This is a genomic window from Rhodococcoides kroppenstedtii (genome assembly GCF_900111805.1).
Lineage (GTDB): Bacteria > Actinomycetota > Actinomycetes > Mycobacteriales > Mycobacteriaceae > Rhodococcoides > Rhodococcoides kroppenstedtii.
In genome coordinates this window covers 68113-83664 of sequence record NZ_FOJN01000008.1, presented here as the reverse complement: position 1 = coordinate 83664, position 15552 = coordinate 68113, and the positions used below count along the sequence as shown (strand labels likewise).

The following is a 15552-nucleotide window of genomic DNA, read 5'->3' as shown; positions in this document are numbered from 1 at the left end:
AAACATCACGGAGCCGTCTCGTAGTTCGGCGGGTGTCGGACCCAGCCGTTAGGGTGGGCGTACCGGGCGTTCTGTTATCCCGGACCGACACGACTCGCCGAGGGGGACGACAGCTGTGGTTGCGCGCCGGAACACCCGTGCGGACGGGCGTCTCGGCGATGCCGCACCGGCCTCGGCGGAACTGGCCCTCGCACTCGTCGATGCAGGCACCGTGGTCGCCGCTCGCATCGACGGTGCCGAGGCGCACCTGTTCCGGTGTCCCACCGTCGCCGGCAGCGACGCGAGCGGGCAGGTGGTCGCCGCCGCGGCCGGGACCTCCGGCTTCGTCGACGGCCTCGACCGGACGGGGGCGTGGGTCCTCGACGGCCGCCACCTGCGCACCGAGGACGTCGCCGCGGGTTTCGTCCTCTCCGTCGTCGCAGCCGTGTCCGAGCTGTACGGCCTTCCCCGCGACACCGACGTCACCGTCCTCCACCCGGCGCACCTGTCGCCCGACGCGGTCGAGGCGCTGCGCGACGGTCTGGATCACGGAGGGTTCGCCGGTTCGCTGCGGGCCGCCACCTCGGTCGATCCGGAGATCGCCGCCCGCTCCGAGCTGACCCCGCAGCCCCGGCTCGACCGGCCGGCCCGTCGCCGACGCCGCGCGCCCGCTCCGACCCGCGCCGCCGTGTTGGCAGCCGCTGGTGCCCTTGTCGTCCTCGTCGGCGGCGCCACCGCGGCGACCCACCTGGACGACGCTCGCGACGTCGAGCCCGCCACCTCACGCGACGTCGTGCCTCCGGTCGGCAGCGCGACGTCGGGTGACGCGACGGCCGGTGACGCGACGCCGGAAGACCAGGCCGTCGACCCGTCGTCGACTCCGGATCCGGCCGCCCCGGAGAGCGCGCCCGCGCCGGAGGCTACGGACTCCGCTGCAGTCGAACCGCCGCCCGCGAGCGCGACCACCGTGCCCGGGTTCGCGCCGGCCCCGGGTCTCACCTCGGTGCCGGTTCCGCCCGACGGGCAGTGGCCGCCGTTCTCCGTCCCGGACCTTCCGGACCTCCCCGACCTGCCCGGTCTCCCCACCCTGCCCGAGTTCCCGCTCCCCGCCACGACGGCGCCGGCTCCGACCAGTACGGCGGCGCCGACCACGACGCCGTCCCCGAGCGGCACCACCGGCGCGGTGACGCCCACACCCTGAGGCGACCGGATACGGCTCACAGGGTTCGCTCATCTCGATGCCCTAGGCTCCTGTGCGCCCTCCGGTCGAGACCGATCGCCCCACGACCCCGGTGGACATCAGTGCCCCCGAAAGGACTTCATGCGTCACGCCGCCCTCGTTCGGTTCTCCGCCCTGCTCGGCGCCACGGTTCTCGGAACGGGTCTCTCCGCAGCCGTCGCCACCGCAGCACCGACCGAGAGCGGGCCCACCCAACTGCCCGCGGACCGGTTGCCGGCCGAGTTGGTCGCCGCCGTGCAGCGGGACCTGCATCTGAGTCCGCAGGAATACCTGGACCGCGCGGCGGCGGCGCAGCAGCTGCGGTCCTACGCCGACGACTTCCGGCAGCAGAACCCCGCCGACTTCGCGGGCGCGTGGATGGGTGACGACGGCGTCCCGGTGGTCGCCGTGACCACCACCGAGGCGGCGGCGCGCGTGGCCGACGACGGCTTCCGCAGCCGACAGTCGCCCGTGTCGGCCGACAGCCTCGACGCGTCCCTCGCCGAGTTCGGTCGTTGGGTCTCGGCGCTCCCGCGCGATGTCTCGTCGCAGATCAATTCCGCGGCCGTCGACGTGCTGCGAGGCAAGGTGGTCGTCGACATCGCCAACAGCCCGATCGGACGCGCACTCGATCTCCCGACCGCCATCGCCAACCTGCAGGTGGTGCTCTCGCCGCCGGCCCCGGCGCCCGGCGGCACTCCGGCCGTCACCGGCGGTGACGACTACGTGACGTCGTCGGAGAATCTGGCCACCGCACCGCTCGAGAGCATCGAGATCTGCTCGTTCGGCTTCGCCGCAACGGACGCGTCGGGCCGCCCGGTCAGCCTGTCCGCCGGCCACTGCGATCCCGGTCCCGGCCCGGACGGCACTGCCCGCGTGTACCTCCCGTCCGGTGCGGACGTGCGGGCCAGCGCGCCCGTCGGTCGCTTCGATCGGTCCACCGTCGGCGGCCCCGCGGGACTCGACTGGTCGGTCATCGCGCTCGACGACGCCGGCGTCGCGGCCGGTCTGCACGAGCCTGCCGTGCGCGGTGCCGGAGGCACGACGCTCACGATCACCGGAACGGCGGCGCCGGTCATCGGCGCCCCGGTGTGCAAGTCCGGCCAGGCGTCGTCGTTCACGTGCGGTGTCGTCGCAGCCGACCGGGTGGAGACGCAGCTGATCCTGGGCGACGGCAGCGAAGCCACCATCCGCGGATTCGCCAGCACCGCCTGCACTCTCGCCGGCGACAGCGGCGGCGCCATCGTCACGGGCACACTCGCCCTGGGCATCACCAGCGGCTCGAACAGTGGGGGCGCCCCCAGCTGCGGCGAGGCCAATCTCGCGCTCGCGCAGTACGGCGGCACGGCGAGCCTCGGCATCCCGATTCAGGCTGTCGCCGCCGAGTCCGGCACCACGGTGCGCACGTCGTGATCGTTCGTGCCGCCGTCGTCGCGGTTCTACTGACGAGCGCCGCGCTGGCCACCGCTCCCGCCGCGACAGCGCAGGACACGGTGGCCGCGACACTCGCCGACGCACTCCAGCGCGACCTCGGGCTGACCGAGTCCGACTGGCTCCAGCGCTCGGCCGTCGCCGCGGATCTCACGGCCTTCGCCGATCGTGCCCGCGTCGACTTCGCCGACAGCGTCGCCGGGGTGCGCCTCGACGCCACCGGGCAGGGGGTCGTCGACCTGACCAGCGGGACCACGCTCGACGCTGCACGTGCCGCGGTCCTGCGCGCCGGGTTCACCGTCGGGACCGTCACCGCCGACGGCGCACCGCAGGCCACCCTCTCCGCCACGTCGATCGCCGACGCGACGTCGTCGGGTGGCGACGGCATCGTCGCGTCCTCGGGCACTGCCGGTCTGCGGTGCTCGGTGGGGTTCAACGGCACCGATTCCGGTGCGCCCGTGATCGTCACGGCCGGCCACTGCGACCCGAACCTCGCCGCGGCGGGAACCTCGGGGGCCTCGCAGGTGCAGGGCCTGGACGGGTCACCGTTGGGCACCGTCGCGCGCGGGTCCCTCGACGGGCACGACTGGTCCGTGGTCCGCCTGAACGACGACGTGGCGGACCGATTCCGCAACAACGACATCCGCGTGCCGGGAGCCGCGCCACTCGACATCACCGGTGTGGCCGAACCCGTGGTCGGCATGCCCGTTTGCAAGGCCGGCGCCACCACCGGATTCACGTGCGGCACCGTGACCGCGGTGGGACGGACCGTCGACGTCGGGGCTCGGGTGCTGCGCGACGCCGTCGTCACCGACATCTGCGCCCTGCAGGGTGACAGCGGTGGACCGTTGGTGTCGGGCACCTCCGCCGTGGGGGTCTCGAGTGCGTCCAACGTGGGGCAATACGGTCAGTGCGCCGTGGCCGACGCCGTCGCCTTCGTGTCCGGTACCGGACCGCAACTCTTCGCGACGCCCGTGTCGAAGATTCTCGAGGACAATCCCGGGCTGCGCCTGCGCACATCGTGACCAAGCACGAGACCGAACGGAATGTGTTCGGTAAAGTACCGGCCCGAGGCACTCGCCTCCGCGCCCTCGGGGTGGTGCGGGATGTCGACGAACGGAACAGAAGGAACGGCACATGGATCCTGACATGCTCGGACTGATCTTCAAGGTCTTCGGATACATCGTCCAAATCATCAGCAACTCGGGCGCAGCCAGCTGAGCATCGGGTACTCGCGGCCCCGCAACCTCACGGTTGCGGGGCCGCAGTCGTTTCCGAGCCGAAACCGTTGTCGGTCAACACCTTCGACCCTTGTAGCGCGCTTCGTGGTCTGAACCACATCCGCCCCAGTGGTAACATCGAGGTGCGCAGTCGCTCCGTCGTCCGTCCGACGTCGTCGAGCTTCGATTGTCCGCACACTCACGAGGAGGTGTTCTGCTGTGCTGCGCCGAGAACCACACCCGGGCCAGGTCATCGGGTCGATCGTCACGCGCATCGGGGGTGCATCGTGACCGTCGCCGACTCGTCCGTTCCCTTCGACCGATCCGTCGGTGAGGCCACCCCCACCGTCGAGTACGCGCCGTCCACCGACCACACGGCAGAGACAGCGACGCCGCCCCGACAGTCGGCCGTCGTTCGACTCTGGCACCGACTCGACGGTCATCATGCCGACGCCGCTCTACTCCTCGGCGCGCTGTCGGTGGTGACGTTCTGGGCCTTCGGCCTCGGGCTCGTCCTGGGACTCGGCGCTCTCGTGCTCGGCGCCGTAGCGCTGCGAATCCCGGACGCCGATCGCATGGACGCCGGCATCGGTATCGCCGCGGGGGTGGTCGGCCTCGTCGCGGGACTGGTGTTCCTCGGAGCCACGCTGCCGTACTTCTGAACCCCACACGCACGATGCCCGGCCGCACTCGCGGCCGGGCATCGTTGTATCCAAGGAAGCGCCGGTGGCCGTCGACAACCCCGAAACGACGCGATCCCCGCACCTCCCGGAATCGGGCTGTGCGGGGATCGACGTCAGCCGTCGGTCGACAGCCGGAAACTCTTAATGAATCAGTTGGCCCACTGGGTGGTGCCGGGGGGAGCCAGGAGGGTGTTGACGAAGTCCGCACCGGCAATTGCGAGGGTCGGGCCGCCGACAACGATCGTGCCGATGACGCCACCGACTCCGGCGCCCGGAACGATTCCGGCCAAGCAGGTCGGGGAAAGGAATGCACCGCCGGCAAGCAAGCAACCGGCGACGGCGCCGACGATGGTACCGGTCAACCCACCGACCGCAGACGCCAGACCCAACTGCGAGGCGAAGTTCTGCTGAGCCTTGTAATTCTCGTCGGGCGACGCAACGTTCTGCTCAAGGGCGCTGGCCTGCTCACCGATCGGAGCCGACAGGTTCGGGATCAGCTTCACGGTGCGACCCTCGTTGGTGTACTCGACACCGTAGGGGAACTCAACACCGTTGAGGTTGAAGGACAGGGGAAGGCTCAGGACCTCGTTGCCCCCGTTGTCCTCGAGGACGACGGACTTGTCGTCGTCCGAGGCGCGGAACAGACCGGCGTCGACGGTGGTGACAACGCCACCGGCCTCGACGCGGGAGGCCCAGTTGATCTCGGAGTTCTCGGTGCCCTTCTCGTCGGCTGTGGGGGCAGCCGGGTCAGCGTAGGCAGTTCCGGTCCACACCGCGAGGGAGGCAACAGCGATAGCGGAGGTCGCTACGAGTCGACGCAGGTTCATCTATGTTCCGTTCGTTCAAGGAGAGAGGTGTCGGGCCCCGACCCGTGCACTGTAGCCGTAACCGCCGACACAACCGAATCGACGGTTGGTTTCGTCCACATCAGCGCAGCTGCAGTTCGAGCTCGTGAAGGATAACAACCAGTACGCGATCGTGGTGTGTTTGTCCGCAATCGGGACGCCGTCCACGTTCGTCGGCGAGTTAGGCAGGCCTTCACGCGCCGCTGTCGTACCGCGCGCCTAACGTAGCCCCCGTCACACTCTCGCCGGCCGTGGTCCACGAACCTCACCAGCGAGAACCCCTCTCGACCGAAAAGTTACCGGCCGGTAGCCTCGGGCTTGTTACTCTTCGGTAGCGAACGCCCACCGAACGCTTGTCGCGGGACAGCCCCTCGCGTCGACACGCGGTCGGTCGGGAGAACACGACGGCGGCCCCGCCGTCGAACGAAAGGCGGCGTCATGAACGCGTTGACGATCACGCTGGGCACCGTGGGTGCGCTGCTCAGCATCGTGTGTTGGGCGTACTTCTTCCGCGGCGCCATCCTGATGGTGCGCTCGATCGCGCTGGGCCAGCCGGACCGGACGCGCCTGCGTCCGTTCGTCCCCCGCTTCAAGCAGATGGTGGTGGAGTTCGCCGCGCACACGCGGATGAACAAGTTCCGCTCCGTCGGCTGGGCGCACTGGCTGGTGATGATCGGCTTCATGCTCGGCGCGATCGTCTGGTTCGAGGCCTACGGGCAGACGTTCAACCCGGAATTCCACTGGCCGCTGATCGGTGACACCGCTGCCTACCACCTGATCGACGAGCTGCTGGGCCTGGGCACCGTCATCGGCATCACCACCCTGATCATCATCCGCCAGCGCAACCATCCGCGCTCCACCGAGCGGTTGTCCCGGTTCTCCGGCTCGAACTTCCGTGCGGCGTACTTCGTCGAGGCCGTCGTCCTCATCGAGGGCCTCGGCATGATCTTCGTGAAGGCCGGCAAGATCGCCACCTACGGCCACTCGAACCCGTGGACCGACTTCTTCACCATGCGTCTCGCCGAGCTGCTGCCCGCGAGCCCGAACCTGGTGTCCGTCTTCGCCTTCGTCAAGCTGATGTCCGGCATGGTGTGGCTGCTCATCGTGGGCCGCAACATCACCTGGGGCGTCGCCTGGCACCGCTTCAGCGCCTTCTTCAACATCTACTTCAAGCGTGAGGACGACGGCGGCGGCGCGCTCGGTGCCGCCAAGCCCATGATGTCCGGCGGCAAGGTCCTCGAGATGGAGGATGCCGACCCCGACGTCGACGCGTTCGGTGCGGGCAAGATCGAGGACTTCTCCTGGAAGGGCTGGCTCGACTTCACCACCTGCACCGAGTGCGGTCGCTGCCAGTCGCAGTGCCCCGCGTGGAACACCGGCAAGCCGCTCTCGCCGAAGCTGCTCATCACGTCGCTGCGCGACCACGGCAACGCCAAGGCCCCCTATCTGCTGGCCGGTGGCCGCAAGGACATGGGCGGTGACGAGGTCGGCCTGGTCGACGCCGACGGCAAGCCGAACGAGGCCAAGCTCAACAAGATCCCGCAGTCCGCGCGGGACGAGGCCGAGCGCCCCCTGGTCGGCGAGACCACCCTCGACGACGGTGGCCTCGGCGGCATCATCGACCCCGAGGTGCTGTGGAGCTGCACCAACTGCGGTGCGTGCGTGGAGCAGTGCCCCGTCGACATCGAGCACGTCGACCACATCCTCGACATGCGTCGCTACCAGGTCCTCATCGAGTCCGAGTTCCCGCAGGAGCTCGCCGGCCTGTTCAAGAACCTGGAAAACAAGGGCAACCCGTGGGGCCAGAACGCCTCCGCCCGCACCAACTGGATCTCCGAGCTCGAGTTCGACGTCCCCGTCTTCGGTCAGGACGCCGAGACCTTCGAGGATTACGAGTACCTCTTCTGGGTCGGCTGCGCCGGCGCCTACGAGGACCGCGCCAAGAAGACCACCAAGGCCGTCGCCGAACTCCTCGCCACCGCCGGCGTGAAGTTCGTGGTGCTCGGCGCGGAGGAGACCTGCACCGGTGACTCCGCCCGTCGTGCCGGCAACGAGTTCCTGTTCCAGCAGCTCGCGATGCAGAACATCGAGACCCTGAACTCCGTGTTCGAGGGTGTCGAGGAATCGCGTCGGAAGATCGTCGTCACCTGCGCGCACTGCTTCAACGCGCTCGGCAACGAGTACCCGCAGGTGGGTGGTAAGTACGAGGTGGTCCACCACACCCAGCTGCTGAACCGCCTGGTCCGGGCCAAGAAGCTGATCCCGGTCGCCACGGTCGAAGAGGACGTGACCTACCACGATCCGTGCTTCCTCGGCCGCCACAACAAGGTGTACGACGCGCCGCGCGAGCTCATGGCGGCGTCCGGCTCCACGCTCAAGGAGATGCCGCGTCACGGCGAGCGCTCCATGTGCTGTGGCGCCGGCGGTGCGCGCATGTGGATGGAAGAGAAGATCGGCAAGCGCATCAACATCGACCGTGTCGACGAGGCGCTGGACACCCTCGGCTCGAACGGCTCCGCGCCGTCGAAGATCGCCACGGGCTGCCCGTTCTGCCGCGTCATGCTGAACGACGGCGTCACCGCCCGCCAGGAGGGCGGCACCAACGAGAACGTCGAGGTCATCGACGTCTCGCAGATGCTGCTCAGCTCCATCACCCGCCTCGAGCCGAAGCAACTCGGGGAGAACGTCAAGGTGATTCCGCGCGCCAAGCCGAAGGTCGTTCCCGCCGAGGAGCCGGTGGAGACCCCGAAGGCCGACGCCGTCGCCACCGAGGACAAGGCCGCGGCCGAGGAGAAGGGCCGCGTGTCCGAGGTCGAGGCCGCTGCCGAGGGTGCGACGCCCCCCGCCACCGCCTCCGGCAAGGGCCTGAAGATGAAGGGCCTGGCCAAGGCTCCCGGCGCGAAGGCTCCGGGATCGAAGGCCCCGGGTTCGGCGAAGCCTGCCGAATCGCCCAACGCCGATGGTGACGACGCCACCGACGCCTCTGCGGCTCCGGCCACTCCCACCGCCAAGCCCAAGGGGCTGGGCATGGCCGGGAAGGCGAAGGCTCCGGGTGCAAAGGGTCTGCAGGTCAAGGGTCGTCCGCCGGGCGCGAAGGCACCGGGCGAGCCGGCCGAGGCGGCGGCTCCCGCCGAGGCTTCCGCATCGACCCCGGCCGAGTCGGGCGCTTCCGGGTCGGGCGCTTCCGAGTCCGGTGCCACCGAGGTCAAGCCGACGGTCAAGGCCAAGGGTCTCGCGGTGAAGTCCGGGTTCAAGAAGCCGGGCGCGAAGGCTCCGGGTTCGGCGGCTCCGGCTGCCCCCGCGGAGGCAGCGGCACCGGCACCCGAGGCCACTGCTCCCGAAGCACCCGCAGCCGAGGCACCGACCTCCGAGGCTCCCGCGGCACCCGCCGAGGTCAAGCCCACGGTCAAGGCCAAGGGTCTCGCGGTGAAGTCGGGCTACAAGAAGCCCGGCGCAAAGGCTCCCGGTGTGGCTGCCGCACCGAAGCCCGAGGCCACGCCGGAGCCGGCCACCGAGCCCGAACCCGCTGCCGAATCGAACGGTGCCGCCGAGTCGAATGGCGCGGCCGAGTCGAACGGCTCGGAGTCCAACGGCACCGAGCGCCCCGCTCCCCCGCAGCCGAAGGCCGGCGGGTTGGGCTTCAAGTCGGGCGCGAAGGCTCCGGGCCGCAAGTCCTGACCCCACTCACCGAACACCCCCTGTCCGTCGGGCAGGGGGTGTTCGGCGTTCAGGGCCTGCGCCACTGCACACGAGTCGACCGAACCGACGGGATCCCGGCAATCCGACCGACTTGTGGACACTCAGGCACGCCGCCCCACCCGACGTCAACGCACCACGATCTCAGGCCGCGCGAGAAATGCCACACGATCCGCCCCGATCCGGCGAATCCGCAGAACTCGGCTGAAAAATGCGGCGAAACTCGCACCGGACCGGGCGCATCTGCCCACAACTCGCGTCGAGCGCCGGGATCCCGTCGATCGCCCCGACCTCCGGACGCTGACGCCCGCCCGTCAGGACTCGGCGATGCGCTTGATCGCGGCGAGGGTGCGCGGGATGCCGTCGAGGGCGGCGTCGCGGCGGGCCGCGATCTCCCGCTCGGCGTCGTCGCCGTACTTGTCATGGAAGAACTCGATGCCCTCGGGCGTGAAGTGCCACGATTCCGTCAGGCGCGTGGCAGTGGACCCCACCGGTTCGAGGGTGTAGGACCACCGCACGACCTTCCCGGCCACCACCCAGCCGAATTCGCGCCCGGGCTCGGCCGCCGTCACCGTGGACACGGTCTCCCAGGTGCGGTCCGGGGTGACGTTGCGCCCGGTGAACGTCGCCCCGACCCGGCCGGCCTCGGCGTCGTCGTTCCACCAGCAGGCCTGACAGATCGGACTCCACTCCCCGGTGCGGGTGACGTCGGAGACCAGGGCGTACAGCGCGTCGGGAGTCGTCTCGACGACGACGGAATCGGAATGCTCGAACGAAGTCACGCCTGCGAGTATGCCCACCGGCGTCGCACCGCGGCGTCGCTGCACCGAACGACCCTCACCCGACGAACCACGCCAACGCACATCCGGCACACACCGAGGACCCGACCAGCCGCACCGCGTCGGCGATCAGCAACCGACGGACCGCCGACGACGTCCGGCCACGTCCCAGCCGACCGTGCAGCATCCCCTCCACCAGAAGGCGTTCACACCGGCGCCACCAGCTCCGGACCGTTGTTGCGCACGCTGTTGACCGCCGTCGACACCTCGTAGGGCGTCAGGTGCGGCTCGGGGATCGACTGCAGCAGGTCGGCCACGCCGGCGAGGTCGGTGAGCCCGGGGTCGAGCCAGGCCGACCACAGGTCGTCGGGCACGACCACCGGCGACCGATCGTGGATGTGGCCGAGGGTGTCGGTGGCCGTGGTGGTCAGAACGGTGGTGGACCAGAACCACTTGTTCGGGTCGTCGTCGTCCAGCGACGGGTCCGGCCAGAGTTCGTAGAGCCCGGCCATGGCCAGCACGCCGTCGGTGTGCAGGAAGTGCGGGACCTTCGCACCCTCGCGCTTCTCCCACTCGTAGTAACCGTCGGCGGGGATCAGGCACCGCCGCTTCGCGGCCGCCTTCCGGAACGCGGGCTTCTCCGTCACGGTCTCCGACCGCGCGTTGATCAACCGGCTGGCGATCTTCTTGTCCTTGGCCCACGACGGCACCAGCCCCCACCGGACGGTCCGCAGCTGCCGGTCGTCGTCACGGTCGAGGACGATGCGCACCGGATCGGTCGGCGCCACGTTGTACGACGGCTCCGGCGGGTCACCGAGGCGGACGACGGCGTCGAAGAGCGACGACAGGTCGTCGTCGGATCGGGTACTGGCGTAGCGACCACACATGGCCCCGATTCTGCTCCAGCGACGTGCCGGTCCGCATGGACGTCCGTTTCACCCACCCGGGTCACGGGTACCTCGGGCAGATGCATCCAGCGCCCAACGAACGATCCCATCCCGAGCGCTCCCCCGCGGACCTGTCGACGGTCCAGCTGGTGGAGCGGCTCACCACGCAAGTCAGCACCCTGGTGCGGACCGAGGTCGGCAATGCTCTCGACGAGGTCAAGTCGAAGGGCACCAAGCTCGGCGTCGGTATCGGCATCTCCGGTGCCGGTGCCCTTCTGCTCTTCCTGGGCACCGCGACCCTGGTCGCGACGGCCGTGCTCGGCCTCGCGACCGCACTCGACCCCTGGCTGGCGGCGTTGATCGTCGCTGCCGCACTCCTCGTCGTCGGCGGGATCCTCGCCGCCGTGGGGGCGTCGAAGGCCAAGAACGCCGTCCCGCCCGCGCCCGCCGCCACGGTGGCGAGCGTGCAGCGCGACGTCGACACCGTGAACGCAGCCCGGAAGGGACAGCACCCGTGACCGAGTCCAGAGAACCGAAACACGCTCTGCCCGAGGACACTCCGCCCCCGGTGGAGCAGCAGCGCGAGGAACTGGCGCAGACCGTCGAGGCCCTCGCCGCCAAGGTCGACGTCCCGGCGCGGGTGTCCGCGGCCACCCGCGAGCAGACGGAGAAGGCGCAGGACCTCGCCCGTGAGGGCGTCAGCGCCGTCAAGGAGAACCCGCAGACCGCCGGCATCTCGCTCGCGGGCGTCGCGGCGGCCCTGCTGCTGGTGTTCGTGATCCGTCGTCGACGCACGCGTCGGGAACGGAGCCTGCTGGGATGAGCGCGACCTCGAAGGCCTTCTACAAGCCCCTGTCCCTCGCCACCAGCATTCTCGGTGGCGTGCTCGCCGGGCAGCTGTTCAACCAGATCTACAAGCGGGTCGGCGAGAACGACGCCGAGATGCCCGATCCGAAGGACCTCTCCCGTACCAATCGCGAGGTGCTGATCGCCGCCGCCCTGCACGGGTTGGTCTTCGGGCTGGTCAAGGCCGGCGTGGATCGAGCGGGCGCCAAGGGTTTTCGCGCACTGGCGAACACCGATCCGAAGTGAGACGAGAGAAGGGGCACAGACGATGAGTGACGACGACGGCGCCGCATCCAGCGCACGACGCGATCTGGTGGACAAGGTGGCCGGCCGGGTCAAGGAGGTCGCCGGCGCGATCGTCGACAACGACGATCTGGCCGATCGCGGCCGTCTGCAGCAGGCCGAGGCCGAGAAGCGCCGCGAGGCCGAGGCCGACGAGACGGCCGCGTCGCTCGAGATCGAGGAGGCGGAGCAGGACATCGCCTCCACCGAGGCCGAGGCGGATGTCGCCCGCCAGAACGTCGAGGACCGCACCGACGCCAACGAGGCTGCGGCGCAGAACGATCGGCTACGGCAGCATCAGGAGGCCGAAGCCGACGCGATGCGGTGCGCGAAGGAAGCGCGGATCGCGGCCGAGACGCAGGCCGAGCGCCGGATGGCGGAGGCCGACGCCTCCCGTCGCGCCGCGGAGAACGCTGCGGCGGACGAAATCTCGGCCGCTCGTGAGGACTACGACGAGTCCCTGGACAAGGCCGACGCCCTCGAGCGCAAGGCAGCGGAGGCCCGGGAACGCGCCGCGCAGGCGGAGCGCGACCTCGAGACGAACGGAGATCAGCAGTGAGCATGTCGTTGCCGCGCCGGGTGTTGCGACTGCAGTACAACATCGCCCGACTGCCGCTCCAGGTGTTCGAGGCGACGGTGGTCAGCAGGCTCGACGGCCAGGGGCAGGTGCGATCGACCTACGAGCAGGTCGTCGGCAGTCTCGACGGTACGGTCGGCGCCCTCCTCGGTGACTCGGACCTCGCCCGCCGCGGGGAGAAGATGCGCACCGCCGCGGCCGAGCTGGCCAAGGCGACCGAGCTCGAGGCGCGCGCCCGAAAGGAGCGCGCCGACGCGGCCCGTCGCACGCAGCAGCGCGTCGACGCCGCCACCGCCGAGGCGACGACGGCGCGGAAGAAGGCCGAGGCCGAACAGGAGGCCGCCGCGGACCACGAGATCGACGCCAAGGTGCAGGCCGGCAAGCAGGCCGCGGCGCGCCTCGAGGACCGCAAGGAGCAGGCCGACGAGATCGCCGACCGTCGCATCGAGGCCGCCGAGGCCGAGCGGGAGGCGAAGCTCGCGGAGGTCGAGCGCCGCGAGGAGGAGAAGAAGGAGCCTCGCCAGGCGGAGTTGGACGAGGCCGCCCGCAAGCTCGAGGAGGCCGAGGCCAAGCGCGAGGACGCCGAGCGTCTGGACGACGTCGCGGAGGCAAGCAAGGCGGCCGCGAAGGACGACTGAGCCCACCCGCCGGAAGTGGTCCCCACCCGGGCAGTCCACTTCCGGCGGGACCGGTGTCAGTATGGACGGCGTGAGCACAACGGATTCGCGCGACCTCGACACCTCCGCAGGGCGGCAGAACGCCACGCGTCGACTGGACCAGTCGGTCAAGCTGCAGAACGTTCTCTACGAGATCCGCGGACCCGTGCACGCCCATGCCGCCCGGCTCGAAGCCGAGGGCCACCGCATCCTCAAGCTGAACATCGGCAATCCGGCGCCGTTCGGCTTCGAGGCACCCGACGTCATCGTCCGCGACATGATCGCGGCCCTGCCCTACGCGCAGGGCTATTCCGAGTCCAAGGGCATCATGTCCGCCCGCCGGGCGATCGTGACCCGGTACGAGCTGGTCGACGGCTTCCCCGAGGTGGACGTCGACGACATCTACCTGGGCAACGGCGTCTCGGAGCTCATCACGATGACGATGCAGGCGCTCCTCGACGACGGGGACGAAGTGCTGATCCCGGCGCCGGACTACCCGCTGTGGACGGCGATGACGACGCTGTCCGGCGGGAAGGCCGTGCACTACCTCTGCGACGAGGACAACGGCTGGAATCCCGACCTTGCCGACATCGAATCCAAGATCACGCCGCGCACCAAGGCGTTGCTGGTGATCAACCCGAACAACCCCACGGGTGCGGTGTACTCGCGAGAGGTGTTGGAGGGCATCGCGAATCTGGCGCGCAAGCACAGCCTCCTGCTGCTCGCGGACGAGATCTACGACAAGATCCTCTACGACGACGCTCAGCACGTCTCGCTGGCGTCGGTGGCGCCGGACCTGTTGTGCCTGACCTTCAACGGGCTGTCGAAGGCGTACCGGGTGGCGGGATATCGCGCCGGGTGGCTCGCGATCACCGGGCCGAAAAAGCACGCCGCCGGGTTCCTCGAGGGTGTGAACCTCCTGGCGTCGACCCGTCTGTGCCCGAACGTGCCTGCGCAACATGCCATTCAGGTGGCGCTCGGCGGCCATCAGAGCATCGAGGACCTGATCCTGCCCGGCGGGCGCCTGCTCGAGCAGCGCGACGTCGCGTGGTCCAAGCTCAACGAGATCCCCGGTGTCAGTTGCGTGAAGCCGCGGGGCGCGCTGTACGCGTTCCCTCGCCTCGACCCCGAGGTGCACGACATCCACGACGACGAGAAGTTGGTCCAGGACCTGTTGCTGCAGGAGAAGATCCTGGTGGTGCAGGGCACCGGCTTCAACTGGCCGGCCCACGACCACATTCGGATCGTGACACTGCCGTGGGCGCGGGACCTGTCGACGGCGATCGAGCGGTTCGGCAACTTCCTCGCCTCGTATCGGCAGTAGCGGATGGCGGACGCACCGCGCACGATCGAGGAGTTCGTGCGGGCGCTGCCGACGGTGGAGTTGCACGTCCACCTCGAGGGGTCGATGTGGCCGAGCACGGCCAAGGCGTTGGCCGACCGCCACGACATCCCGGAGATCCCGCGCACCGAGGAGGAGCTGCGGCGCTGGTTCACCTTTCGCGACTTCGCGCACTTCATCGAGGTGTACCTGACCTCGATCGGGGTGCTGCGCGACGCCGAGGACTTCGCCCGTCTGGCGTACGACAGCCTGACCGAGCTCGCGACCCACGGCGTGCCCTACACGGAGATGCACGTCAGCCTGTTCGGTCACCTCATGCGCGGTGTCGACGCCGCCGCGGTGTTCGAGGGCCTCGAGGAGGGACGACGACGCGCGGGGGCCGAGTCCGGCATCGTCGCGCGGTGGATTCCGGACTTCCCCGGTGACTTCGGCGTCGAGGCCGCGGATCGGACGTTGAACGCGGTGCTCGCGCACCGGACGGAGTCGATCGTCGGGTTCGGTATCGGCGGTGTCGAAGTTCCGCGGGCGCCGTTCCGCGACGTGTTCGCCCGCGCCCGCGCGCACGGACTGCGCTCGATCCCCCATGCGGGGGAAACGGGCGGGCCGGAGCAGGTGTGGTCGGCGCTGCACGACCTCGGCGCCGACCGCATCGGCCACGGCATCGCCGCGGCCGCCGACCCCGACCTGATGGCCTACCTGGCCGACCGGGGAATCGCCGTGGACGTGTCACCGACGTCGAACCTCTGTACCCGGGTGGTCGAGCGACTCGAGGACCACCCGTTGCCCCGGTTGGTGGCGGCGGGCGTCCCGGTCACGATCAACAGCGACGACCCGTCGATGTTCGGCACCGATCTGACCCGGGAGTACCTGGCGGCCCATCGTCTCGGCCTGGACGCGGAGGCGCTGCGGGCCGCCGCGCGGACGGCGGTGGACGCGTCGTTCGCGGAGCCGGCGACCCGTGCTCGCGTCCGCGCAGCGGTGGAGGCCGTTCCCGCCCCGACTGTGTGACAGGTCACAACAAGACGCGCATTCTTTGCACCCCCGTGACGATTGGACTCTGACTGCAGGGGTAGATTGGCCAACGAGTCCTTCGGGATTCCGAAAGCGCCG

General features: G+C 69.8%; 16 protein-coding genes. 12 read left to right on the top strand and 4 right to left on the bottom strand.

Features of this window, described 5'->3' with window-relative positions:
* Positions 1 to 115: 115 nt before the first annotated feature.
* The 4 genes from BMZ18_RS10850 (at position 116) to BMZ18_RS10835 (ending at position 4511) form a co-directional block, all read left to right on the top strand.
* The gene (locus BMZ18_RS10850; RefSeq protein WP_074922172.1) at positions 116 to 1180 is read left to right on the top strand and encodes a hypothetical protein; all 1065 of its coding nucleotides are present in this window, start codon (positions 116 to 118) and stop codon (positions 1178 to 1180) included.
* A gap of 120 nt (positions 1181 to 1300) precedes the next feature.
* Complete coding sequence (locus BMZ18_RS10845; protein WP_068363770.1) at positions 1301 to 2611, top strand: S1 family peptidase; 1311 nt, start codon at positions 1301 to 1303, stop codon at positions 2609 to 2611.
* Positions 2608 to 3654, top strand: coding sequence for a S1 family peptidase (locus tag BMZ18_RS10840; RefSeq protein ID WP_068363773.1), 1047 nt, complete (start codon positions 2608 to 2610; stop codon positions 3652 to 3654). Before BMZ18_RS10845 ends, BMZ18_RS10840 begins: the two co-directional genes overlap by 4 nt.
* A gap of 482 nt (positions 3655 to 4136) precedes the next feature.
* Positions 4137 to 4511 carry a hypothetical protein gene (locus BMZ18_RS10835; RefSeq protein WP_074922170.1) on the top strand — a complete coding sequence of 125 codons (375 nt, stop codon included), beginning with the start codon at positions 4137 to 4139 and terminating at the stop codon, positions 4509 to 4511.
* Between the two features lie 170 nt (positions 4512 to 4681).
* Here the strand turns inward: BMZ18_RS10835 and BMZ18_RS10830 are convergent, their stop codons facing one another.
* On the bottom strand, positions 4682 to 5359 hold the full coding sequence (locus BMZ18_RS10830) for a DUF8020 domain-containing protein (RefSeq protein WP_068363776.1): 678 nt from the start codon (positions 5357 to 5359) through the stop codon (positions 4682 to 4684).
* A 456-nt stretch (positions 5360 to 5815) separates the two neighbouring features.
* Between BMZ18_RS10830 and BMZ18_RS10825 the strand changes: the two genes are divergently transcribed.
* Positions 5816 to 9055: a heterodisulfide reductase-related iron-sulfur binding cluster gene (locus BMZ18_RS10825; protein ID WP_068363778.1), complete on the top strand. Its 3240-nt coding sequence runs from the start codon at positions 5816 to 5818 to the stop codon at positions 9053 to 9055.
* Between the two features lie 332 nt (positions 9056 to 9387).
* Here the strand turns inward: BMZ18_RS10825 and BMZ18_RS10820 are convergent, their stop codons facing one another.
* The 3 genes from BMZ18_RS10820 to BMZ18_RS10815 are packed head-to-tail and all read right to left on the bottom strand — an operon-like array spanning position 9388 to position 10739.
* A complete protein-coding gene (locus tag BMZ18_RS10820; protein ID WP_068363826.1) occupies positions 9388 to 9855 on the bottom strand; it encodes an SRPBCC family protein in 468 nt (155 codons plus the stop codon).
* 55 nt (positions 9856 to 9910) lie between these two features.
* Positions 9911 to 10039 carry a hypothetical protein gene (locus tag BMZ18_RS20175; RefSeq protein WP_280141987.1) on the bottom strand — a complete coding sequence of 43 codons (129 nt, stop codon included), beginning with the start codon at positions 10037 to 10039 and terminating at the stop codon, positions 9911 to 9913.
* Positions 10040 to 10058: 19 nt separating this feature from the next.
* Positions 10059 to 10739: an SOS response-associated peptidase gene (locus BMZ18_RS10815; protein WP_068363781.1), complete on the bottom strand. Its 681-nt coding sequence runs from the start codon at positions 10737 to 10739 to the stop codon at positions 10059 to 10061.
* A gap of 80 nt (positions 10740 to 10819) precedes the next feature.
* On the opposite strand from BMZ18_RS10815, the gene BMZ18_RS10810 reads away from it, so the two are divergent.
* From BMZ18_RS10810 to add, 7 genes are all read left to right on the top strand, one after another.
* Positions 10820 to 11257 (top strand): phage holin family protein, encoded by a 438-nt coding sequence (locus tag BMZ18_RS10810; protein ID WP_068363829.1) that lies wholly within the window; start codon positions 10820 to 10822, stop codon positions 11255 to 11257.
* On the top strand, positions 11254 to 11562 hold the full coding sequence (locus BMZ18_RS10805; protein ID WP_068363784.1) for a DUF3618 domain-containing protein: 309 nt from the start codon (positions 11254 to 11256) through the stop codon (positions 11560 to 11562). The genes BMZ18_RS10810 and BMZ18_RS10805 overlap by 4 nt, the downstream gene beginning before the upstream one ends.
* Entirely contained in the window at positions 11559 to 11831 is a 273-nt protein-coding gene (locus BMZ18_RS10800) for a DUF4235 domain-containing protein (RefSeq protein WP_068103340.1), read from the top strand. The genes BMZ18_RS10805 and BMZ18_RS10800 overlap by 4 nt, the downstream gene beginning before the upstream one ends.
* Positions 11832 to 11853: 22 nt before the next feature.
* Entirely contained in the window at positions 11854 to 12426 is a 573-nt protein-coding gene (locus BMZ18_RS10795; protein WP_068363787.1) for a hypothetical protein, read from the top strand.
* A complete protein-coding gene (locus BMZ18_RS10790; protein ID WP_139203922.1) occupies positions 12423 to 13082 on the top strand; it encodes a hypothetical protein in 660 nt (219 codons plus the stop codon). The genes BMZ18_RS10795 and BMZ18_RS10790 overlap by 4 nt, the downstream gene beginning before the upstream one ends.
* Before the next feature lie 70 nt (positions 13083 to 13152).
* The gene (locus BMZ18_RS10785; protein ID WP_068363832.1) at positions 13153 to 14424 is read left to right on the top strand and encodes a pyridoxal phosphate-dependent aminotransferase; all 1272 of its coding nucleotides are present in this window, start codon (positions 13153 to 13155) and stop codon (positions 14422 to 14424) included.
* A gap of 3 nt (positions 14425 to 14427) precedes the next feature.
* On the top strand, positions 14428 to 15450 hold the full coding sequence (gene add, locus BMZ18_RS10780; protein WP_068363793.1) for an adenosine deaminase: 1023 nt from the start codon (positions 14428 to 14430) through the stop codon (positions 15448 to 15450).
* Positions 15451 to 15552 lie beyond the last annotated feature (102 nt).